This window comes from Frankia sp. R43 (assembly GCF_001306465.1).
Taxonomy (GTDB): Bacteria; Actinomycetota; Actinomycetes; order Frankiales; family Frankiaceae; genus Parafrankia; species Parafrankia irregularis.
In genome coordinates, this window is the sequence record NZ_LFCW01000003.1 from 844,853 (window position 1) to 867,726 (window position 22,874).

Annotated in this window: 15 protein-coding genes; 7 read left to right on the forward strand and 8 right to left on the reverse strand. The window is 72.2% G+C overall.

Annotation, left to right across the window (positions count from 1 at the left end; translation table 11 throughout):
* Positions 1-10: 10 nt before the first annotated feature.
* Complete coding sequence (locus tag ACG83_RS45425; protein ID WP_054567133.1) at positions 11-490, forward strand: hypothetical protein; 480 nt, start codon at positions 11-13, stop codon at positions 488-490.
* On the opposite strand, the gene ACG83_RS17065 is transcribed toward ACG83_RS45425, so the two are convergent.
* Together ACG83_RS17065 and ACG83_RS17070 are read right to left on the reverse strand one after the other, a co-directional pair.
* A complete protein-coding gene (locus ACG83_RS17065) occupies positions 477-2,588 on the reverse strand; it encodes a serine/threonine-protein kinase (RefSeq protein WP_054567134.1) in 2,112 nt (703 codons plus the stop codon). The two genes, ACG83_RS45425 and ACG83_RS17065, sit on opposite strands and share 14 nt — an antisense overlap.
* A gap of 305 nt (positions 2,589-2,893) precedes the next feature.
* The gene (locus ACG83_RS17070; protein WP_054567135.1) at positions 2,894-4,621 is read right to left on the reverse strand and encodes a protein kinase; all 1,728 of its coding nucleotides are present in this window, start codon (positions 4,619-4,621) and stop codon (positions 2,894-2,896) included.
* A gap of 242 nt (positions 4,622-4,863) precedes the next feature.
* On the opposite strand from ACG83_RS17070, the gene lat reads away from it, so the two are divergent.
* Both lat and ACG83_RS17080 read left to right on the forward strand, forming a co-directional pair.
* Positions 4,864-6,369, forward strand: coding sequence for an L-lysine 6-transaminase (lat, locus tag ACG83_RS17075; protein WP_054567136.1), 1,506 nt, complete (start codon positions 4,864-4,866; stop codon positions 6,367-6,369).
* Positions 6,366-7,967, forward strand: a complete 1,602-nt coding sequence (locus ACG83_RS17080) for an aldehyde dehydrogenase family protein (protein WP_054567137.1) — start codon at positions 6,366-6,368, stop codon at positions 7,965-7,967. Before lat ends, ACG83_RS17080 begins: the two co-directional genes overlap by 4 nt.
* Positions 7,968-7,991: 24 nt before the next feature.
* On the opposite strand, the gene ACG83_RS17085 is transcribed toward ACG83_RS17080, so the two are convergent.
* Positions 7,992-9,410, reverse strand: a complete 1,419-nt coding sequence (locus tag ACG83_RS17085) for a cyclopropane-fatty-acyl-phospholipid synthase family protein (RefSeq protein WP_235497954.1) — start codon at positions 9,408-9,410, stop codon at positions 7,992-7,994.
* 996 nt (positions 9,411-10,406) lie between these two features.
* Between ACG83_RS17085 and ACG83_RS17090 the strand changes: the two genes are divergently transcribed.
* From ACG83_RS17090 to ACG83_RS17105, 4 genes are all read left to right on the forward strand, one after another.
* A complete protein-coding gene (locus ACG83_RS17090; RefSeq protein WP_054567139.1) occupies positions 10,407-11,156 on the forward strand; it encodes a PadR family transcriptional regulator in 750 nt (249 codons plus the stop codon).
* Positions 11,153-12,076, forward strand: a complete 924-nt coding sequence (locus ACG83_RS17095; RefSeq protein ID WP_054567140.1) for an ABC transporter ATP-binding protein — start codon at positions 11,153-11,155, stop codon at positions 12,074-12,076. Before ACG83_RS17090 ends, ACG83_RS17095 begins: the two co-directional genes overlap by 4 nt.
* Positions 12,073-14,904: an ABC transporter permease gene (locus tag ACG83_RS17100; protein ID WP_054567141.1), complete on the forward strand. Its 2,832-nt coding sequence runs from the start codon at positions 12,073-12,075 to the stop codon at positions 14,902-14,904. The genes ACG83_RS17095 and ACG83_RS17100 overlap by 4 nt, the downstream gene beginning before the upstream one ends.
* A gap of 750 nt (positions 14,905-15,654) precedes the next feature.
* Positions 15,655-16,257: an HAD family phosphatase gene (locus ACG83_RS17105; protein ID WP_054567142.1), complete on the forward strand. Its 603-nt coding sequence runs from the start codon at positions 15,655-15,657 to the stop codon at positions 16,255-16,257.
* Positions 16,258-16,287: 30 nt separating this feature from the next.
* On the opposite strand, the gene ACG83_RS17110 is transcribed toward ACG83_RS17105, so the two are convergent.
* The 5 genes from ACG83_RS17110 to dnaE all read right to left on the reverse strand — a co-directional run bounded on the left by ACG83_RS17110 (position 16,288) and on the right by dnaE (position 22,787).
* Positions 16,288-16,701: a VOC family protein gene (locus ACG83_RS17110; RefSeq protein ID WP_083473305.1), complete on the reverse strand. Its 414-nt coding sequence runs from the start codon at positions 16,699-16,701 to the stop codon at positions 16,288-16,290.
* 78 nt (positions 16,702-16,779) lie between these two features.
* Positions 16,780-17,733 (reverse strand): NAD(P)-dependent oxidoreductase, encoded by a 954-nt coding sequence (locus ACG83_RS17115; protein ID WP_054567143.1) that lies wholly within the window; start codon positions 17,731-17,733, stop codon positions 16,780-16,782.
* A gap of 30 nt (positions 17,734-17,763) precedes the next feature.
* Entirely contained in the window at positions 17,764-18,195 is a 432-nt protein-coding gene (locus ACG83_RS17120; protein WP_054567144.1) for a PPOX class F420-dependent oxidoreductase, read from the reverse strand.
* 211 nt (positions 18,196-18,406) lie between these two features.
* A complete protein-coding gene (locus ACG83_RS17125) occupies positions 18,407-19,177 on the reverse strand; it encodes a class I SAM-dependent methyltransferase (protein WP_054567145.1) in 771 nt (256 codons plus the stop codon).
* 73 nt (positions 19,178-19,250) lie between these two features.
* Positions 19,251-22,787: a DNA polymerase III subunit alpha gene (gene dnaE / locus ACG83_RS17130; protein WP_054567146.1), complete on the reverse strand. Its 3,537-nt coding sequence runs from the start codon at positions 22,785-22,787 to the stop codon at positions 19,251-19,253.
* Positions 22,788-22,874: the final 87 nt, after the last annotated feature.

Consider the following 22,874-nt stretch of genomic DNA (forward strand, 5'->3'; position numbering starts at 1 on the left):
ACGCCCGACCATGCGACTCCCGACGGGTCTGCCGATGCGCCGCTCGACGGCGCTGCTGACCGCCGCGCTGGTCGGCGTGTTCGTCCTCTACGTGTTCGTGCGGCCGCAGTCGTTGCCGGCGTCGCGCTCCTACGACGCGGCGGTCGAGCAGGCCAGGACCGAGCTCCGGCGAGAGCAGCAACAGCTCGCCTCTTCGAGTCCGACCGCGACGCCGACACCGACAGCGCGGCCGCGCACGCCGGCGGCGCCCACAGCGTCCGGCTCGCCCGGCGACCAGGCCAGCGCCGATCCGACGCCGACGCTGTCGCCGGACCCGAGCCTCACCCCGTCCGCCGCAGGTTCCGGCTCCGCCGCGCCGGGGGCCGAGAACACCGCGAGCCCGTCGGCGTACCCTCGCGCGTCAGCGTCCGGCGTGGCGGGTTTCGGCGCCTCCGCCGCGCCGGCCACGACGCCGACGCCGGCCTCGCCACCGGCGGTCAGCAGGGGCTGATGGTGGCGTTGGTGGCGAGCTCGTCCACCCGCCCGTTCGAGGGGCACGGGGTCGAGGTCGGCTTCGGTGAGCCGCTCGTGCTCGTCGGCGCCGGGGCGTCGGGGGTGGGGGAGACGCTGCCGGTCGGGGTGGCCTGCGGCGCCGGCTGGGTGCGCGGGTCGTCGGGCTGACCGGCAGCGTGGCCGGGGCCCGCGCCCGGCTCGTCGGCCATGGCAAGCTCGTCCGGCCAGCCATTGGGACGGCTCGTGTGCGCGGCGGCGAGCGTGACGACTGCGGCAGGCTGGGACGCCGGCGTGAACACGGGGCTTGTCGTGACGCCCAGCGACGAGGACGGCTCCGGGGTGGGTGAACCCGGGCTGCCCTCGGCGCGCTGGCTGTCCATGGCGGTCAGCGCGACGACGGCTCCGACGACGATTCCGATCGCGACGACGGCGGCGACCATGGCGGCCCGGTCCCGTCGCCGGGTGGTGGTCAGTTTCGCCAGCCACAGCCGTGCCGCCGGCGGCCAGCCGGCCCACAGCTGCCCGTCTCCGCCCGCACCGGCGACAACCGGCTGGGAGGCCCGTGACGGGGTTCCCGGGTCATGCGGGTCGGCGGTGGCGGACTTGGCGGTGCCGGCGGTGGGAACCCCGCCCGTCGGCACCGTGGGCCGAGCCCCGCCCGCCGTCTTGGCAGGCTTGGCTGCCGTGGCCGCCGAGCTTGCAGCGGCCGGTTTGCCGGCAGATCTGGTTCCCGCTGTGGCCGGCTTCGCACCGGCTGCCGTGCCGGTTCCGGTTCCGGCTGTCGTGCCGGTTCCGGTGCCGGTGGCGGCGTGGGCCGGCGCGGTGGCGCCGGCGCGTGGCCGGATCGACGGGTCGGTGACCTCGTTTCGCGGGTCGATCAGGCCGGTCAGCCTCGGCACCGGGATGGTGCCGAGTGAGGAGTCCCCGCCGGGCGGCTCCTCCCAGAACGGGAGGTCGGGCCGGGCGGTCAGCGGCTGGGTGGGCCGGTCGATGGCGCGTGACCCCGCTCGGCCGGCCGCCGCGGCCGCCCCGACCGCGGGTGTCCGTGCGGCGCCGGAACGACCGGATCCGCCGGCGTGGCCGCCCCCGGCAGCACCCCCGGCCCCGGCCCCGGCAACGCCGCTGGCGCCGCCAGCCCCGGCAGCGCCTCCGGCCTGGCCACCGCCGCCGAGCGCGCCTGGAGCGTCCGGCGGCCGCGGAGCCGGCGCGGCCGGCGCGTGTGGATCCCACTGCCAGGAGGTCTGCGCGATCGCGGCGACCCGCGACGGATCCGGGACGCCGTCGCCCGCGACGTCGGAGACGAGGCTGCGGACCAGCTCCACGGCGGTCGGCCGGTCCTCCGGCCGGCGCGACAGGGTCGCCCGCACCGCGCCCATCAGGTTCGCCGGGACCCCGGCGAGGTCGGGCTGTTCGTCGCGGTGCAGCACGGTCAGCACGTCCGCCGGGTCACCGGTGCCGAACGGGGGATGGCCGGTCGCCGCGTAGGTGACGCAGGCTCCCCAGGCGAACACGTCGGCCGCCGGGGTGGCGCGCTCGCCGCGCAGCTGCTCGGGGGCCATCCATGACGGTGTGCCGACGAGGATGCCGGTGTGCGTGTGGGTCGGTGTGCCGCTGGCCCGGGCGATCCCGAAGTCGATCACCTTCGGTCCGTCCCAGGCGAGCAGGATGTTGGTCGGCTTGAGATCGCGGTGGACGACCCCGACCGCGTGGATGGCGACGAGCGCGTCGGCGAGGCCCACCCCGAAGCCGTGCAGGAGCCGCCGCTCCAGTGGGCCGTGCCGGATGACCGCGTCGGCCAGGCTGGTGCCCTCGACGTATTCGACGGCCATCCAGGGCGAGCTCGCGTCCGGGTCGGCGTCGACGACGGCGGCGACGGCACGGCCGCGTACCCGGCGGGCGGCCTCCACCTCGCGGCGGAACCGGGCGCGGAACTCCGGGTCCCCGGCCAGGCCCTCGGCGGGCACCTTCACCGCGGCGGCCCGGCCCTCGGCGGTGAAGCCGAGGTAGACCGAGCCCATGCCGCCGGCGCCGATCCTGTTGTGGATCTCGAACGGGCCGATGCGCCGAGGGTCCCCCGCCACCAGCGGTGTCAGCACCGTTCCCCCTCGCGACCGGCCCGGGTGGGCTGGAATGTCTGTCCTGGCACTCGCTACTGGCTACTCACTGCTGAACTGGCTACTCACTACTGACTACCGGCTACTGCCCTGGGCACCCTCGAACGAGTACCCGCGTTGTGGAGACCGTTGCGATTCCGTGCGCCTCGGCCCGATGTATCACCATCCCAACATCGGTACCCGAATAGCGGTAGGCCCGTCCGGGTGACTTCGTTGTGCTGGTCACATTTTTTTTGGCCTAAAGGTGACTTTTTCCTGTGTTGCGCTCGTCTGGGGCGCGGGATGGGTCAACGATGATCCGGTAGCGCCGGGTCCGCGGGCGGGAACTGGCCGTCGGTGCGCAGCTTGGTTCCGTCCCAGCGGAACCGCACGACTGCCGAACCGGTAGGCGTCGAACCGCCCGCGGGGTAGGTCCGGTACGTCACCTCGGCCTCGACGGATGACAGCGGCTCCACGCTGATGCTCGTGCTCGGATCCCGTGTGTCGGTGCCCAGGTACTCCCCGTCGGCGAAGACGAACGCGGTCTCCTCGTGCCGGCCGCGGTCTCCCCGGGTAGCGCGCACGAGGTTCAGCGTCCGTTGCGGGTCGTAGGAGGCCATGTCGGGGGTGTAGCCCTCCCTCCGGACGACGCTGGCCGCCTCGGTGGCGGTCATGATCCGCGGGGGCTGGCTGGTGGTCGTCGAGGCCGACGGCCCGGTCGCGGAGCCCGCCGGGCTCGCCGTCGCGGAGGTGATGCCCGGGGAGCCGGGGGTGGGCGTCACGGTACCGGCCGTGCCGGCGGTGCCCTGATTCCGGTGTGACATCGCCAGCGCGCCGGCGACCGCGCCGCCGGCGGCCAGCAGCAGCCCCAGCGCGAGGAGCGCGGCGACGGGCAGCGCCCGGCGCCGCGCCCGGGGCGCGGGCTGCCCGTCCCGCGGGCGCGGCGGCGGCCCGCCGCGAGGATGAGGGGGCTGTCTGTTCCCCGGGTGCGCCGGCTGCATGCCGCGCGGGTGCGGGTGCTGTCCCTCCCGCGGATGCGCGGGTGCCCGCATCGATGGGGGCACCTGCGGACGCGGCGCCCGTGCGGGCCCAGGCCCAGGCGCCGGCATGGGCGTGTGCGTGGGCCGAGGTCGGGGTGGGGGTGGATGCGGGGCCTGCTCGGTGCCGGGCGGCGGACTCCACCAGCTCCGCATCAGCCGGCCGGTCTCGGCGGGGTCGGTCGGGGCGTCCGCCGGCCGGCCCAGCAGGTTCGCCAGGATCTCCGCGGCGCCCGGACGAGCCTGCGGGTTCTTGCGTAACGCGGCGTGAACCTGCGGTGCCACCAGCGGCGGCAGGTTCTCCAGGTCCGGTGCGCCGTTGAGAATCGCGAGTGCCACAGCCTGCGGCTGCTCGCCGCGGAAGGCCGGCCGCCCCGCCGCCGCGAACGCCACGCAGGCGCCCCAGGCGAAGATGTCCGCCGCCGGGCCGGCGCGTTCGCCGCGCAGCTGCTCGGGTGCCATCCAGGCCATCGTGCCGACGAGGCTGCCGGTCCGGGTGAGCGAGGTGGTGGCGTCGTCCCGGGCGACGCCGAAGTCGATGACGCGCGGACCGTCCCAGGCGAGCAGGATGTTCGCCGGCTTCAGGTCACGGTGGACGACACCGGCCGCGTGGATGGACACCAGCGCGTCGGCCAGCCCGACGGCGACCGCGGACACGAGGCGCTCGTCGAACGGGCCGCGCGCCAGCACCGCCTCGGAGAGGCTGCGCCCCTCCACGTACTCGGTCGCCAGCCACGGGCGTGGCCCGGTCGCGTCGGAGTCGAGGACGGCGGCGACCGTCCGGCCGCGGACCCGGCTCGCGGCCGCGACCTCCTGGCGGAAGCGGGAGCGGAAACTCGGGTCGCCCACGAGGGCCGTGGCCGGAACCTTGACCGCGGCGGCCCGGCCGTCGTCGGTGAAGCCGAGATAGACGACGCCCATTCCACCCGCGCCGATGCGGTTGGTGAGCTGGTAGGGCCCGATCTGTTGCGGATCGTCCGTGGTCAGGGGGGTCAGCACCGCGTCCTGGGCCTCGTCTCCTGTCTCGTGCCGTTTGGTCCCAGATGTCGATGTTCTCACCCGCGGTGGCCGACAGGCAGCGCGGGCCGCGCAACGCCGTCCGCGCGGCACCGGAGGTTGATCGGATCGCGGTTCCGCCCGGTAACCGGGACGCTGCAGGAAGCTGCCAGCGAGCGCGGCATGTGAGCGCACGCGAGCGGGGCAGGAGTGCAGTAGTCGATCGGCAGGTGAGGAGGCGGACCGTGGCGGTTGGGCACATCCAGATCGGTACCTCGACAGGCACCCGGGGCCAACTCGGGCCCACCGACGTGATCCCGGTCCTGTCCCGGCATGTCCTCGTCGACGGATACGACGTCGTCTGCGATCTGGAGGCCAGCTCCGGCAGCACGGTCGTCGACGCCCGCACCGGGACGAGCTACCTGGACCTCTACAGCTTCTTCGCGTCCGCGCCGCTCGGGGTCAGCCCACCGGCGCTCATGCGCGATCCGGACTTCCTCGCCGAGCTCGCCCGCGTCGCGGTCAACAAGCCGGCGAACCCGGACATGGCCTCCGTCGCGTACGCGGAGTTCGTCGAGACCTTCACCCGGGTGCTCGGCGACCCGCAGCTGCCCCACCTGTTCTTCGTCGAAGGCGGCTCGGCCGCGGTCGAGAACGCGCTGAAATGCGCCTTCGACTGGAAGAGCCGCCACAACGAGGCACATGGACGTCCCGCCGAGCTCGGGCGGCGGGTGCTGCACCTGCGCTCGGCGTTCCACGGCCGCGGCGGCTACACGCTGTCGGTCACCAACACCGACCCGGTCAAGACGGCGCGCTTCCCGATCTTCGACTGGCCGCGCATCGACTGCCCCGCGATGACCTTCCCCTGCGTCGGAACGGCGCTCGACGCGGTCGTCGCCGCCGAGCGGCGTGCCCTCGCCCAGGCCGAGGACGCGTTCGCCCGCCACCCGCACGACATCGCCTGCTTCCTCGCCGAACCCATCCAGGGGGAGGGCGGCGACAACCATCTGCGCGGCGAGTTCCTGCGCGCGATGGCGGCGCTGTGCGAACGCCACGACGCGCTGTTCATCGTCGACGAGGTGCAGACCGGCGTCGGCGCCACCGGTTCCGCGTGGGCGCACACCCAGCTCGGGCTGCGCCCCGACATCGTCGTCTTCGGCAAGAAGGTGCAGCTCGGCGGGCTGATGGCCGGGCGGCGGGTCGACGAGGTCCCCGACAACGTCTTCCGGGTACCGGGACGGATCAGCTCCACCTGGGGCGGCGGGCTCGTCGACATGGTCCGGTCCCGGCGGATGCTGGAGATCATGGAGTCCGAGCGGCTGTTCGACCGCGCGGCCACACTCGGCGCCGACCTGCTGACCGCGCTCACGGACGTCGCCGAACGCCACCCCCGGCTGCTGCGCAACGCACGCGGCCGTGGGCTGCTGTGCGCCGTCGACGTCGCGGACAGCACGCTGCGGGACGAGGCCGTCCGCCGGCTGCGCGAGGACGAGCGGGTGCTGCTGCTGCCCGCCGGCGAGCAGGCCCTGCGGTTCCGGCCCGCCCTCACCATCGGCGCCGACGAGCTCGAGCGCGGCGTGGCGGCCCTCGACCGGGTCGCCACCTCGCTCGGGCGCACCCGGATCAGACCTGTCGAGACCGGCGCGCCGAGCCCGGGGGCCGACTCGCGGGCGCCTTTGCCGGCTCCTTCGCCGGCAGCGCAGGACTCGCCAGCACCCTCGTCGTCAACGCAGCAGAAGGGACAGCGATGACTCTCGTTCATCCCCGCCGGGTGGCCGCGGTGATCGGTGGACGTCAGCACGACCTGTACGCCACGGCCGGCCCGTCCGGTATCGCGCCGGAAGGCACCCGGGTGATCACCTCGACGAACCCGGCCCGCCTCGACGAGGTCGTCGCCGAGGTCGTCCTCGACGGCGCGGAGTCCATCGTCGCCGCCGCCGCGGCCGCCCGGGCCGCCCAGCGGGAATGGGCGCAGGTCCCGGCACCCGTGCGCGGGGAGGTCATCGGCGCCTTCGGACGGCTCGTCGAGGAGAACGCCGAAGCGCTGGCGCGCCTGGTCACCCGGGAGGTCGGCAAACCGCTCGCCGAGGCGCGCGGCGAGGTCCGCGAGATCGTCGACACCTGCACCCTGTTCCGCGCCGAGGGCCGCCGCCCGCACGGCCAGACGGTGGACTCCGAGATGCCCGACCGGGAGCTGTTCACCTACCGGGAGCCGCTCGGCGTCGCCATGGTGATCACCGCCGGCAACTTCCCGGTGGCGGTCCCGTCCTGGTACCTGGTCCCGGCGCTGCTCACCGGCAACTCCGTCGTCTGGAAGCCCGCCGAGTACGCCGCCGCCTGCGCCGCGGCGCTGATGGACCTGATGACCGCCGCCGGCGTGCCCGACGGAGTCGCCAACCTCGTCCTCGCCGACGGCCCCACCACCTCCGTCGGCCTCGAACGCGCCCTGGACGCCGGCCTCGTCGACAAGGTCGGCTTCACCGGGTCGACGTCCGTCGGCCGGTTCATCGGCGCGCTGTGCGGGCGGCACCTGCAGGCCCCCTGCCTGGAGCTCGGCGGCAAGAACCCGATGGTGCTCGCCCCGGACGCCGACCTCGACGCCGCCGTCGCCGCCGCGCTGTTCGCCGGCTTCGGCACCGCCGGCCAGCGCTGCACCTCACTTGGCACGGTGATCGCCCACGAGTCGGTGCACGGCGCGTTCCGCCGCCGGATGACCGCCGCGCTGGCAGCCGCGTCCATCGGCGATCCGACCCGCGACGTGCTCTACGGGCCGCTGCTCGACGCCCGGTTCGCCGCCGGCTTCGAGGACCACCTGGCGCACATCCGCGACCACCACCAGCCGTTCGGCTCCACCGCACTCGGCCGGATCGGCCCGTCCAGCCCGCGCCAGGGCTTCCTCGGCAACCCCGAGACCGGCCTGTACTACCACCCGGTGATGGTCGACGGCGTGCGCCCCGACGACGACCTGTTCACCGAGGAGACCTTCGGGCCCCTCGTCGGCCTGACCACCTACCGCAACCTGGAGGAGGCCATCGAGCTCGCCAACCTGCCCGGCTACGGCCTGTCCTCGTCGATCTTCACCGGCGACCCGGTGACGGTACGGCGCTTCCGCCGCGGCGTCCGCGCCGGCATGGTCAGCGTGAACACGTCGACCTCCGGCGCGGAGGCGCACCTGCCGTTCGGCGGCAACGGGCGGTCCGGCAACGGCGCCCGCCAGTCCGGCCAGTGGGTCCTCGACCAGATGACCCGCTGGCAGTCGCTGACCTGGGAACTCTCCGGCCGCCTCCAGAAGGCCCAGATGGACGTCACCGTCCCCGCCGCCGACCTCAGCTTCCGCCTGCGCGGCTGACGTCGCTCTCAGCGCCGCTCCGGTTCAGTAGGACGGACGCAGTGGCTGGTGTGCGTCGCCGCCGTCGGGGCGCACACCCAGCACCTGGTGGATCTGCGAGAAGCCGCCTTCGAAGCTGAGCGCCGACCCGGCCATGTACAGCCGCCACACCCGGGCCCGGCCGGCGCCGACCATGGCGACGGCCTCGTCCCAGCGCTGCTCCAGGTTGGTGACCCACGCCCGCAGCGTCAGCGCATAGTGCTCACGCAGGTTCTCGACGTGGCGCACCTCGAACCCGCCGCCCTGCATCAGCGTGACCAGCGCGCCGATCTCGTGCAGCTCACCGTCCGGGAAGACATAGCGGTGCAGGAAGTCGGCGTTCTCGGGCAGCGGGACCGGCCCGATCCGGGGGCGCCGGCGGGCGGCGCCGGCCGGGTCACCGGGGAACGAGATCCCGTGGTTGAGCAGCCGCCCGCCCGGGCGCAGCAGGCGAAACAGGCTCTCGAAGTACGTCGGCAGCTTCGCCCGGCCGACATGCTCGACCATCCCCACCGAGCTGATCGCGTCAAACGGGCCGTCTGTGATCTCCCGGTAGTCCTGCAGGCGGATCTCGATCCGGTCGCCCAGCCCGGCCTCCGCCACCCGGCGGCGGGCCAGCGCGGCCTGTTCCTCGGAGATCGTGATGCCCACGGCCTGGACCCCGTGATGGCGGGCCGCGTGCAGCACCATGCTGCCCCAGCCGCAGCCGACATCCAGTAGCCGCTCACCGGGCCGCAGCCCGAGCTTGCGGCAGACCAGCTCATGCTTCGCCGCCTGCGCCCCGCCGAGCCCCGCCGGCAGCGGACCCTGCGCCGCCTCGGGCTCCCACACCGCGCACGAGTAGGTCATCGACTCACCCAGGACGAGCCGGTAGAACTCGTTCGAGACGTCATAGTGGTGCGAGATCGCCGCCGCGTCCCGGGCGCGGCTGTGCAGACGTCCCCGCAGACGGGCCTCCTCCGGCGGCGGCTCCGGCGGCCGCACCCCGAACTGTTTGGCCAGCACGACCGCCGCCCGTGCAACCGCCGCCGACGGGCGCATCGTCGCCATCTGACCGCGCAGGGCCAGGGCCTCGAAGATGTCGCCCTGGCCGCCCTCTTCGCCATCGATCTCGATGTCACCGGCGACGAAGGCGCGGGCGAACCCCAGCTCGCCAGGGTGGGACAACGCGCGGCGCAGAGCATGCGGGTTGCGGATCAGTACCCGCGTCGACGTCCGCGGCCCCAACGCGAAGCCGTCCCACATCTCGACCCGGACCGCGGGATCCGTCCCGAAAAGCTCGACGAGAAGATCGCGGGATGCCTTTTCGACCTCCGGCGGCCAGTCCAACCCGGGCGGGCGCGGGTCGTCCGCCGCCCATTCACGCGCACCTTCCGGCCTGCTCGGCGCGGCGTCGGTCTGGCGCGTTTCCCTCGGCGTTGACATGGTTGCTTCCGACCTGACGGGGTGATCGACCGTCACGTTTTCCTCCGGTCCCTGCGGGCGCCGGGGCCTGCGGTCACCGCGGAACCGCCAGATCGCCCGCGCGGCGACCACACGACACGGGTAATGCGGCGGGCGGCCGCGGGGGAGCACCGGCCCTGCCTGCTCAGTCTGTGCCAGGGCGGCGTCAGCTGGAGCAGGGCGACGCGGGCCCTTCCTGATCGCATGGTCCCCCAACAAATGGGTGGTGCAAACAACCCGAGTGCCGTGCCGCGGGTGTTTCCTGCCTCACACCGTCTTGGCGCCCCGTTCTGACCGCGCCAGCCTTGTCCGTCCACTCGTTTGGGGCATTGCCCGTGCACGAGGAGTGCCATTCTTTGCTTCGGCCATAGATTTCGCCGAGTTCAATGAGGCGGAAGTGATGTCTGATGTCGAGCGCGCCGCAGCAACGTGGCCCCGGGGCAGAGTTGGTGGCGCAGGCGCGTGTCGAGGCCTCGCCGTACCCGGAGTTGGCGACGTTGGCGATGCCCGGGTTCGCCGACTTGTTGACCGCGGCGCGGCGAGTCCGGTGAGGATGACGGGGTCGTCCAGCTGCGCCGAGGTCTGACGCTGTGCGGTGCGAAGGCGAAGCAGCCGTCCAGGTCGAGGTGGCGGGTGCCGATGTGGGCGCCGACGATCCGCTGCCGAGCCGGCCTGAAGGCCTCGGGTGATGTCGTGTCCGTCGGTGGGCTGTCGGGATCACGTCAGTCGGCGCGAGATTTCCCCGGCCGGTCGGGGCGGCCGAAGCCGCTCGGCGGCCACGGTGCGCCTCGCTCGCGTCGCAGGTCGTGGATCTCCGGTGGGGGTGATGCCAGGCTTCGAGCCTCCCGGTCACCGCGCGGAACCGCGAGCCCGTTCCAGGGTGCGGCCCCCGCTCGCGAACCCACGGAAGTATCCCTTGACTGCATACCGAGTATTGTCCGCCATGCATACTCGGTATGCGGAGGAGGGAGGTCTGGGATGTCGGTCCGGAACGGGCTGCTCGCACTGCTGGCGGAGCGCCCGATGTACGGCTACCAGCTGCGGGCGGAGTTCGAGGCCAGGACGGGATCGACCTGGCCGCTGAACATCGGGCAGGTCTACACGACCCTGCGCCGCCTTGAGCGGGACGGCCTCGTGACGGGCGAGCGCGCTCCCATCCGAGCGGACGCGACCGACCCGAACGCCGCGGCCACAGATGCTGCGGCGGCGGATGCCGGGGCCGAGGAAAGGCCTGCCACACAGACGCCGGCCCCGAGTGCCGCGCCCGTGGTCGCGGACGCGCCGGTCAGCGGCGCTCGAGTGGCGAGTGCCGCGGTCATGAACCCGGAGCCGGGCGACGGTGACGGTGGTGAGGGCCGAGGGATCGTCTACCGGCTCACCGCTGCCGGCGCGGCGGAGGCGCAGCGCTGGCGGTCGACCCCGGTGAGCCGGCGGATGGCGGGCCGCGACGAGCTCGCCATCAAGCTCGCGCTCGCCGTCACGCTCCCCGAGGTGGACGTCCGATCGCTGCTCCAGCGGCAGCGGGTGGAGACGCTCCGGGCGATGCAGGAGTACACCCGGCTGCGGCACCGGGCCGACGACAGCGCCGACCTCGCCTGGCTCCTCGTCCTGGAAAACCTGATCTTCACCGCGGAGGCGGAGATCCGCTGGCTCGACCATGTGGAGCTGCGCCTGATTCGCCGCAGTTCCGGCGCTCCCGCCGGACCCGACCGTGAGGACACCCGATGACAACGGCACTGACCAGCCCGGACGTCCAGGTGGAGGTCGGACGGGCACCCGCCCTGGAACTGAGGGGCGTGCACCGGGAGCACGGCCGGGGCGCGACCAGGGTGCAGGCGCTGCGCGGGGTGGATCTCACCGTGTGCGCCGGCGAGCTGGTGGCGGTGATGGGCCCGTCCGGGTCGGGCAAGTCGACGCTGCTTGCCCTCGCCGGCGGTCTGGACACCCCGACCTCGGGTGAGGTCCTCATCGCGGGCGCGACGCTGAGCGGCCAGTCGCCGAAGGCCCTGGCCGCGCTGCGGCGGCGATCGCTTGGCTATGTCTTTCAGAACCTCAACCTGATACCCGCGCTGACCGCGGTCGAGAACGTCATGCTTCCCCGCGAGCTGGACGGGATCTCCGCCCGGGCGGCCCGGCGGGAGGCGCAGGCGGCCCTGGCCGAGGTCGGTGTCGCCGACCTCGCCGACCGGTTTCCCGACGACATGTCCGGTGGCCAGCAGCAGCGGGTGGCCATCGCCCGCGCGCTGGTCGGCCCGCGAGGCCTGGTCCTGGCGGACGAACCGACCGGTGCGCTGGACTCGAACACCGGCGAGGCGGTTCTGCGGGTGCTGCGGGCCCGCTGCGACGCCGGGTCCGCGGGGCTGCTCGTCACGCACGAGGCCCGGCACGCGGCCTGGGCCGACCGCGTGATCTTCCTGCGGGACGGCCTGGTCGTCGACTCGACCGGCACGCCCGAGACGCCGGAGTCCCTGCTGAGCGCCCCGGTCCCCGTCCCTGCGGACGGTTCGAGGGCCGGCGCGGCGGCGAGTCCGGCGCCGGACGGGCCGAACCCGGCGCGGGACGGCACCGGCGACTCCAACGATTTTGATGAGTTCGATGAGTTCCATGAGTCCGGCGAGTCCGACGGGTTTGACGGGGGCCGGCGGTGACGGCTGGCCGGTTGCGGGCCTGGCGGGCGGCGCTGCGCCTCGCTCGGCGCGACGCCCTGCGTGCCCGCGGGCGCACCGCACTCGTCCTCGCGATGATCGCGGTGCCGGTGATGCTCGTGTCGACGGTCGACGTGATCGCGCGATCCAGCCAGGACGGCCCGGCCCAGATCGCCTACCGGCACCTGGGCAAGGACCCGTCCGTGCAGGCCGAGGTCTCGTTCTTCGGGCCGGACAGTCCGTTGACCCAGAGTCCCGATGGCAGCGACATACGGACCGAGGACCTCCCCACGCCTCCGCCGGGCGCCGTCGACGCCGTCGACGCCGTCGGCGCGGGCGACCCCGCGCCAGATCCCGCCGACTCGCAGCGGCAGGCGCTGGCGGCCCTGCCCGCCGGGAACACGGCCGTCACCGAGCTGCGTGGCTACCTGAGGTTCCGGATCAGCGACGGGTCGCACCGCGACCGGTCCGTCGGCACGAACGTGCGGGAGACCGACTGGACCCGTCCTGAGCTCGCGGCGTTGGCGACGGTCCGGTCCGGCCGGCTGCCCACCACCGTGGGTGAGGCCGCGGTCAGCCGGGCACTCGCGCGCCACGCCGGCCTCGGGGTCGGCGACACGCTCACGGCGGCGGCGCTCGCCGCAGGCGAGGCTTCCGGCCAGGCCGCGGGCGAGGCCCCGGGTTCCGGGCCCGCGCTGACGATCGTCGGGGTCGTCGAGGAAACCCGCGGGCCACAGGAGAGGACGGTGCTGGCCCCACCCCGCACGCTGGCTCCGGTGGCCTCGGATGTCACCCAGATGCTGTATGTGGTCGGTCCGCATCCCATCGACTGGTCGCGGGTACGTGCCGCCAACGCCGCAGGTGCGGTGGTGGTGAGCCGGGCGGTGCTCGCAAACCCGCCCCCGAAGGCCCAGAGACCGGCGGTCCTCTCGACCGGCCCCGCGGCCGACATGGTCGCTGCGACGGTGCTCGCCGCGGGCCTGGCGCTGCTGGTGGTGGCGCTGCTCGCCGGCCCCGCGTTCGCGATCGGCTCCCGGCGCAGCCGCCGCCAGCTCGCGCTGATCGCGGCCGGTGGCGGGGCACCCGCGCACCTGCGCGACATCGTGCTGGCTGGCGGTGTGGTCATCGGCCTGGCCGCGTCGCTGCTCGGGGCGGCCGTCGGCACCGGGCTCGGCGTGGCACTCATCCCGACCCTGGTGGACCACGGTTGGGCCGACATCGTGCGCACCGACGTCCGAATCCTGGATCTGCTGGCGATCGTGGCGGTCGGCACGCTCACCGCGATCGCCGCCGCGGCCGCCCCGGCGATCTCCGCGAGCCGGCTGGACGTGCTCGCCGCGCTGAACGGGCACGGCAGTCCGGCCCGGATGCGGCGCCGCGTCCCGGTCGCCGGGACCGTCCTGGTCGGCACCGGAACGGCCGTGGCGCTCCTCGGCGCCGGCAACCGCAGTGGGCTGCTGATCCTCGCCGGGACGACGCTGGCGATGCTCGGCCTGATCGCCGTCGGTGGCGTCCTTGTCGGCCTGGTCGCCCGTCTCGCCGGGACCCTGCCCGTCGCCGGGCGGCTGGCCCTGCGCGACGCCGCCCGTCAGCGTGGCCGCACCACCCCGGCGATCGGCGCGGTGATGGCGGCGGTGTCGGCCTCGGTCGCCGTCTCCCTGTTCGTCGCCGCCATGGATGATCACGACCGCCGTGCCTACCAGCCCATGCTGGGCGACGGCGTGGCACTGATCAGCCTCTTCGACGACTCGCGGGACCAGGCCGACGTGGCGCGGGAACTGGCCGGCGCGGAGCGGGTGCTGCGCGAGCACCTGCCCATCCGGTCGGTGCACGTGGTCGAGACGCCCGTCGACGCCGCTGGCAAGAGCCTGTCGATGACGCTGTCACCACCCCTGCCAGCGGGCTGTTCATCACCGGCCGGGGGGCCGCCATCGGACGACCCGCGGTGTCAGGAAGGCCTCGGTGGCTGGGACGGCACCGGCCCCTACCCGGTCACCCTCGGCGGCAGCGAGGTGGTGGTCGATGACGGGACGGGCGTGGAGGTGGCACTCGGCCGCGCCGAACCCGCCCTGCGCCGGGTGCTGGCGGGAGGCGGGGCGGCGGTGTCCGACGACCGGCTGCGCTGGCCGGACGGAACAGTGCACATCGCTGTCACCGTCGACGGCGACAATGCGGACGGGGGCACCCTACGGGAGATCGTGGTACCCGCCACGCGGGTCCCGACGTCGGCACCCTCCTCCGACCTCACCTTCGGCGGCCTGCTCCTTTCCCCCGCGGCCGCCCGCGACCTGGGCCTGCGCAGCGGCCCGGCCCAGATCGTCGCGGCCACGGACCGTATGCCCACCCAGACCGAGGTGGAGCGCCTGAACGCGGCGGCGGAAGACCTGGGGCTCAGCTCTCCGGTGGTGGAACGCGGCTATGTCAGCGAGTTCGGCATCGGCCTGCTGGCACTGGCCGCAGGCGCCGGCCTGATCACCCTGAGCGCGACCGTGATCACGGTCGGGCTGGCGGCCGCGGACAGCCGTGCGGACCTCTCCACCCTGGCCTCGATCGGTGCCAGCCCCGGCCTGCGCCGGCGGCTTGCGGCGAGCCAGGCCGGGGTGGTGGCCGGGCTGGGCACCGTCCTCGGTGGCATCGCCGGCTTCCTTCCCGGCGCGGCAACGGTCCTGATGATGCGGCAGGGTGAAGGCGTGGTCGGCCCGCCCTGGCGGCTGGTCATCCCCTGGGAGACGTTGCTGATCGTCATCGTTGCCGTGCCGCTGCTCGCGGTCGCCGCCGGCTGGCTGTTCACGCGGTCACGGCTCCCCATGACGCGCCGCGCCGTCCTCTGACGCCTACGGTCGCGATGGCGGGCTCCGTGGGGCACGCCGCGACGGATATGATCACCCGACGGCGCTGTTTCGGAACCTTCGGTATCCCCGAAAACCTCGGCAATGCGTGGTGGAGCGCGGCGCGGACCCACAAACGGCACCGGGATCCGTTCCTGGTGAGGATCACAACGGGGCAGACGAGGCCGCAGACGGCGAGTCACTGGTGTTCGGGGGTTCGTGAGGCCGAGTGTCGTCCAGGAAGGTCAGTCTCCGTTTGGGTTTTTTCTGCTGGACGGGTTCTGCCGAAGGGAGGTGGCTGGGGGCGGCAGACGGGTCGCGGCCAGGTCGTGTGGCCTTTTTGTTCGTATTGCCGAAGGTCGGGCTTCTCGTAAGCGTGGTTATGATAACTGTGCTTATGCAAGTCTGCAGCAGGTGGCTGCTTGGTTACATGCGGGTGGAAGTCGGGCGACCCGGTCGATAGCTTGGTGTCCTGGATGACCGAGGACCGATCGGCCGAGATCAGGTGATTCCCGGCGATTTGTGAGGTCAGGCGAGGTAGTCGTCGGCTCGTGCGCCTCGACCGGCTCAATCCGTCAAACGGGCCATGCGCTGAAGGCCATACGGAGCGGTCTGCGCGGAGCTGGCCGGGTTGGCTGACTGCGCTGGCGTTCGACGACTGGTATCCGGTGTCCGGCATGCTGCTTGAGCTGGCCGCATTCGGACCTCCAGGCGGATGGGCGGAAGCGGCTTGTCTCGAGGGGAGGTGGATGAATGGGTGCGCGCTGTGTGGTCCTTGATATCGGGGGCGTACTCGAGGTGACGCCGCAGACCGGGTGGATGCCGCGCTGGGAACAGCGGACCGGTCTGGCGGCGGGCACGGTGCTGGAGCGTCTGGCCGACGTCTTCCTCGCGGGTTCGCTGGGGACGATGTCGGAGAGCGAGGTGATCGCCATGGCCCGCGCGCGCCTGGATGTCTCCGAGGAACAGCTGGAAGACTTCTGGGGCCTGATGTGGGACGAGTATCTGGGCACGCTGAACGTCGAGCTGTTCGCGTGGTTCCGGGCACTCCGGCCGCGGTTTCGTACCGGAGTTCTCAGTAACAGTTTCGTCGGTGCGCGCGAACGTGAGCAGGAGCGGTACGGGTTCGCGGACGTCACCGAAGTTATCGTCTATTCCCATGAGGTCGGGCTGGCCAAGCCGGATCCGCGGATCTACACGTTGACCTGCGAACGGCTGGGCGTCGCACCCTATGACGTGGTGTTCCTGGACGACACACCGGCGGCCGTCGAGGGTGCTCGGGCAGCCGGCTGGCAGGGCGTCCTCTTCCACGACACGGAGCAGGCGATCGCCGAGGTCGAGGCGTTGACGCCCTGACCGGCTCGCGGACTCCCGGCACCAGGCGCGCTACGACACCGGGTCGGGCGAGATGAACTCGATCCGGTTGCCGACCGGGTCGGGGCTGTAGAAGTGGCGGTGGCCCGGAAAGTCGTGCGACCAGGTCACCGCGATGCCCGCGGCGGCCAGGCGTTCGGACAGCGCGTCGATGTCGTCGACGAGGATGGCCGGATGCCCCTTGGCAGCCGGGGTGAACGCCGGATCGACACCGACATGCAGCTCGAAGCCGGTTCCGCGGAACCAGGCGCCACCCCGAGCGGCCATCGGCGGCGGCTTCGGCACCTCGGTGAGGCCGAGCAGACCGCACCAGAAGGCCCGGCAGGCGTCCTCCGCCCCGGCCGGGATCGCCAGCTGAAGATGATGAAGCCCGAGGATGCCGGTGTACGGCTCGCTGACGACGTCGTTCATGTCGACGCTGGTCATTGAGGATGCCTCCCGAACGCCCGGTGTCCCCGGGCTCAGCGTATCCGCAGACGACCCGCGCCCGCGTCCCGCGCGGCCTCAGGCCCGGGCCGGGATGACGACGTTGTGCGGGGGATGGCCCGCGGACAGGGCGGCGATCTGGCGGCGCACCAGGGCGACGACCCGCGGCAGCATCGCGGCGCTGTGCCCGCCGACATGCGGGGTGAGCACGACGCCGTCGAGGCGCCACAGGGGGTGCTCCGGTGGCAGCGGCTCGGGGTCGACGACGTCGAGCGCGGCGCGGACATGGCCGGCCCGGACCGCCTCGACGAGGTCGGCGGTGACGACGACCTTGCCCCGCGCGACGTTCACCAGCAGGGCACCCGGCTTCATCAGGGTCAGCAGGTCCCGGTCGACCATGCCCTCCGTCTCGGCGTTCAGCGGGACGGCGAGCGCGACGATGTCCGCGTCGGGCAGCAGCTTGGGCAGCTCGTCGACCGACCAGACGACGCCGTCGGCGTCCTGGCGATGCGTTGCGGCCACCCGGGTGATGTCGACCTCGAACGGCCGCAGGCGGCTGACGATCGCCCGCCCGACGCCGCCCTGCCCGACCACGATGACTCTGGAGTCTGCCAGCGACAGGGATTCGGTGTGCGCCCAGCGATGATCAAGCTGCGCGGCGACCAGCGCTGGCAGCCGTCGCTGGCTGGCGATCATCAGGCCGATCGCCAGCTCGGCGGTGGACGCCTCGTGCACGCCCGTGGCGTTGCTGAAGGTGAGACCGGCGGGCAGGGCGGCGGCGACCCGGTCGTAGCCGATCGACTGGCTCTGCACGAGCTGGGGCCGCAGCCCGCCGAGAGCGCCGAGCACCGACGGATCGGACATGTACGGCACCACGACGATGTCCAGGTCCCGGCGCGGTGGCGCGCCCGACAGATCCCAGATGATCACCTCGGCTCCGGCTCCGGCTCCGGCTCCGGGTGCGGAGGCGAGTGCCTCGCGGAGCTCCTCGGTGGGGACGGCCACGACCAGCGGCCGGCGGTGCTGCGACAACGGTGTTCCCTCCCGATCGACTGCGCTCGGTCAGCGGAGCCTGGCGCCGTACACGTGGTTGACCGTCATCGTCATGAGAACTCGGCGGTCCGAGACCATTGTCGAGCGGTACTCGTCCCAGTCGGGATGCTCGCCCGCGGCGAGGTGGTAGTAGTCCACCAGTGCCTCGACCTCGGGCCCGTGCGGGTCGGTGCCCGGCCCGGTGAGTGTCACCGTGCCTTCGGCGGTGGCCCAGGCCCAGCCGTCGGGGCTGGTGACCTCCAGTGCCGCGCGCGGGTCCCGGCGCAGGTTCGCCGTCTTGGCCCGGCCCTCGGTCATGGACACGTAGAGGACACCGGCCGGCCGGTCGTAGAAGGGCAGGACGGGGGAGAGCTGGGGGAGCCCGTCCGCCTTGATGGTGGCGAGCACCCCGAGCCGGCTTTCCGCGAGCAGCGTATGCGGGTCGAACGGCGTGGTGGTCATGGTCGTCCTCCTGGGCTACGGGACTGTGCGACCAACACCGGGCCTGCGCATGGCGTGCCCGGGCATGTGTGGCCCGATGGCAGGTGATGTCAGTCGCTCACAGCGGCATCTTCGTCCAGCACCCGGTGCTGGACGTCGGCCGTTCACATCCTGATGAAGGTCGCCGGTGGGTTCGCGAATTCCCCGGCGTCAACGGGAACGCGGCGGGTGGTCAGTGGCCGGCCGGGGTCGCGGTGACGGCGATGGTGGTGACGCTGATGAGGAGCTGGCCGTCCTGCTCGGTCGGGGCGAAGCCGGTGGTCGGGCCGCCGGCGAGTTCGGCCCGCAGGGCGGCGAACACCGCCTCGCGGTCGGCGACCGGGGTCAGGATCCGGTTGATGGGCAGGGTGGAGCGGCGGCGGGCCGGGTCCCCGGCGAGCGGGCCCACCGTGGCGCGCAGCAGCGTGGTGATCTCGGTGTCGAGGAGGGTGGCCGCGTGGGAGGGGTCGATCCTGCGGTGCAGGTCGTCGAAGGGGCCGCGCAGGCGGGGGCTCGGGGCGACCATGTCGGAGATCACCACCCGGCCGCCGGGCCGGCACACCCGGGCCATCTCGGCGACGTACGGTCGCGGGTCCGGGAAGTGGTGCAGGGCGGCCTGGCAGTAGACCACGTCGAAGGACGCGTCGAGGAACGGCAGCCGGGCGGCGTCGCCCTCCTGGAGCAGCACGTTGGCCACACCGGCGGCCCGCAGGCGGGTGGCGGCGATCCGTAACAGCTCGGTCGTGACGTCGAGGCCGACGACCTGGCGGACGCGCGGTGCCGCGAGCTCGGCGACGTGGCCCGCTCCGCAGGCCACGTCGAGGATGATCATGTCGGGGTGTAGCGGCTCGAGCCAGGGGACGGCGGGCTCGCGGGCGGCGAAGACCGCGTCGCGGTCGGTGAACAGGCGGGTCTGACGGCTGAAGGACTGACGTACCGTCCGCGTGTGGTCACTCGCATCCATGTTCTGATTTGTAGCCGTTCATGGCGGCGGCCGCCTCCGCACGACCGGCCGTGATCCGGCCGATCAGCGTCGATCAGGCCACGGCGGAGGCACCGAGCAGGGCCTTGAGGTCGCCCATCAACGCGGGTGTCCGCTGGACCTTGTAGGCGTCGTCGAGCCGCAGGAGGGTGACCCGGCTGGACGACTGCAGGCGCAGGTGGACCTCGGTGGTGCCGGGGTGGTCGCCGAGCACCTCACGCAGCCGGTCGACGGTCGGGGGGTTGACCCGTGAGGCCGGCAGGGTGATCACCACGGGCGGGCTGAGCGCGTGATCGCTCAGGTCCGGGACGGTCAGATCGGAGGCGACGAGGCGGGGGGTGTCCTCCCGCTTGTCGATGCGCCCCTTGACGATGACGACGGCGTCCTCGGCGAGCTGGGTCGAGCACGTCTCGTAGGTCGCGGGGAAGAACATCACCTCCAGGCCGCCGCCCATGTCCTCCACGGTGGCCAGGGCCCACAGCTTGCCCTGCTTGGTCACCTTCCGCTGCAGGCCGGAGATGATGCCGCCGATCGTGACGACGGCGCCGTCCGGGTACTCGCCGCCGTTGAGTGCGGCGATGCTGCAGTCGGCCTTGGCCGCGAGGATGTGCTCGACGCCGAGCAGCGGGTGGTCGGAGACGTAGAGGCCGAGCATCTCCCGCTCGAGGGAGAGCAGCAGGGACTTTTCCCACTCCTGGTCGGAGAACTCCTGGACACCGAAGATCGGGGCGGCGTCCGGCTCGCCGTCCTCGCCGTCGAAGGCGAACAGGTCGAACTGGCCCTCGGCGTTCTTCTTCTTCACGCCCATGACCGCGTCGACGGCCTGCTCGTGCTTCTCGGCGAGACCGCGGCGGGTGTGCCCGAGCGAGTCGAACGCGCCGGCCTTGATGAGCGATTCCACGGTCCGCTTGTTGCAGACGACGGCGTCGACCTTGTCCAGGAAGTCGGGGAAGGAGGCGAAGCGGGTCTTCGTCTTCCGGTTGCGGACGATCGACTCGACCACGTTGACGCCTACGTTGCGGATGGCGGCGAGGCCCACCCTGATCTCGTTGTCGCCGTGCGCGGTGTAGTCGGCGTCGGAGGTGTTCACGTCCGGGGGCAGCACCCGGATGCCCATCCGCCGGCACTCGTTCAGGTAGATCGCGCTCTTGTCCTTGTCGTCGCGGACGGAGGTGAGCAGCGCGGCCATGTACTCGGCGGGGAAGTTGGCCTTGAGGTAGGCCGTCCAGTAGGAGACCAGCCCGTAACCGGCGGTGTGCGCCTTGTTGAAGGCGTAGTCGGAGAAGGGGACCAGGATGTCCCACAGCATCTTGATCGCCTCGGCGGAGAAGCCGTTGGCCTTCATGCCGTCGGAGAACGGCACGAACTCCTTGTCGAGGATCTCCTTCTTCTTCTTGCCCATCGCCCGGCGCAGCAGGTCGGCCTGGCCGAGGGTGTAGCCGGCGACCCGCTGCGCGATGGCCATGACCTGCTCCTGGTACACGATCAGGCCGTAGGTCGTGTCCAGGATGTCGGCCAGCGGCTCGGCGAGCTGCGGGTGGATCGGGGTGATCTCCTGCTGGCCGTTCTTGCGCAGCGCGTAGTTGATGTGCGAGTTCGCGCCCATCGGCCCGGGCCGGTAGAGCGCGAGCACGGCGGAGATGTCCTCGAAGTTGTCGGGGCGCATCATGCGCAGCAGGGAGCGCATCGGCCCGCCGTCGAGCTGGAACACGCCCAGGGTGTCGCCGCGGGCGAGCAGTTCGTAGGAGGGCGGGTCGTTGAGCTCCAGGCCCATCAGGTCGACCTTGTGACCGCGGTTGGACTCGACGTTGCGCACCGCGTCGTCCATGACGGTGAGGTTGCGCAGGCCCAGGAAGTCCATCTTCAGCAGGCCGAGGTTCTCGCAGGTCGGGTAGTCGAACTGCGTGATGATCGCGCCGTCGGCGTCGCGGCGCCACACCGGGATGTGGTCGATGATCGGTTCGGCGGACATGATCACGCCGGCGGCGTGCACGCCGGCCTGGCGGATCAGCCCCTCCAGGCCCTTGGCGGTGTCGATGACCTTGCGGACGTCCGCGTCGGACTCGTAGAGGCCGCGGATCTCACCGGCCTCGCTGTAACGGGCGTGCTTGGGGTCGAAGATCCCGGACAGCGGGATGTCCTTGCCCATGACGGCCGGGGGCATCGCCTTGGTGATGCGGTCGCCGACCGCGTACGGGTAGCCGAGGACCCGGGACGAGTCCTTGATGGCGGCCTTCGCCTTGATCGTGCCGTAGGTGACGATCTGGGCGATGCGGTCCTCACCCCACTTGTCCGTCACGTAGCGGATCACGTCACCGCGCCGACGTTCATCGAAGTCGATGTCGATGTCCGGCATGGAGACGCGGTCGGGGTTGAGGAACCGCTCGAACAGCAGGCTGTGCGGGATGGGGTCGAGGTCGGTGATGCCCATCGCGAAGGCGACCATCGAGCCCGCCGCGCTGCCACGGCCCGGGCCGACCGGGATGCCCTGGTTCTTCGCCCACATGATGAAGTCGGCGACCACCAGGAAGTACGACGGGAAGCCCATCGAGAGGATGACGCCGAGCTCGTACTCGACCCGGGTGCGGTGCTCCTCGTCGAACCCGTTCGGGAACCGCCGGTCCATGCCGGCCCAGGTCTCCTTGCGGAACCAGGACTCCTCGGTCTCGCCTTCGGGCACGGGGAAGCGGGGCATCAGGTTGCGCTTGGTGAACATGCCGGCCGGCTCGACCCGCTCGGCGATCATCAGCGTGGTCTCGCACCCCTGCTGCCAGGCGTCGGAGGTGTCGATCGCGTACATCTGCTCGGCGCTCTTGAGGTAGTAGCCCGAGCCCTCGAACTGGAAGGTGGGGTTCGCCACCGTCGACGCCGTCTGGACGCACAGCAGAGCGGAGTGGGTGGCCCGCTCCGACTCGTAGGTGTAGTGCGAGTCGTTCGTGACCACGAAGCGCATGTCCAGTGCGCGGGCGATGTCGATCAGCCCGTCCCGCACCCGGCGCTCGATCTCGATGCCGTGATCCATGATCTCGCAGAAGAAGTTCTCGCGGCCGAAGATCTCCTGGTATTTCGCGGCGGCCTTGAGTGCTTCGTCGTAATGCCCCAGGCGAAGCCGCGTCTGCACTTCCCCGGACGGGCACCCGGTTGTCGCCATCAGCCCTTCGGCATGCTCGGCGATGATTTCGGAGTCCATGCGTGGCCATTTGATGTAGTGGCCTTCGATGGACGCACGGGAATTGAGCCGGAACAGGTTGTGCAGCCCGGTCTCGTTCCGTGCCCACATCGTCATGTGGGTGTAGGAGCCACCACCGGAGACGTCGTCGCTCTTCTGGTTCGGGTCACCCCACCGCACCCGCTGCTTGAGCAGGCGCGACTCCGGCGCGACGTAGGCCTCGCACCCGATGATCGGCTTCACCCCGGCCGCCGTGGCCTGCTTGTAGAAGTCGTAGGCGCCGTACATGTAGCCGTGGTCAGTGATCGCGACGGCGGGCATCCCCTGCCGGGAGACCTCCGAGAACATGTCCTTGAGCCGGGCCGCCCCGTCGAGCATCGAGTACTCGGTGTGGACGTGAAGGTGGACGAAGGAGTTCGGCATGTCGTCGGGACCTTCCCGCGCGCGGAGGGCACGCCGGTCGATGCGGGGCAGGGACGGGGCGGGGGCAGGGACGGGGCGATATGAGTG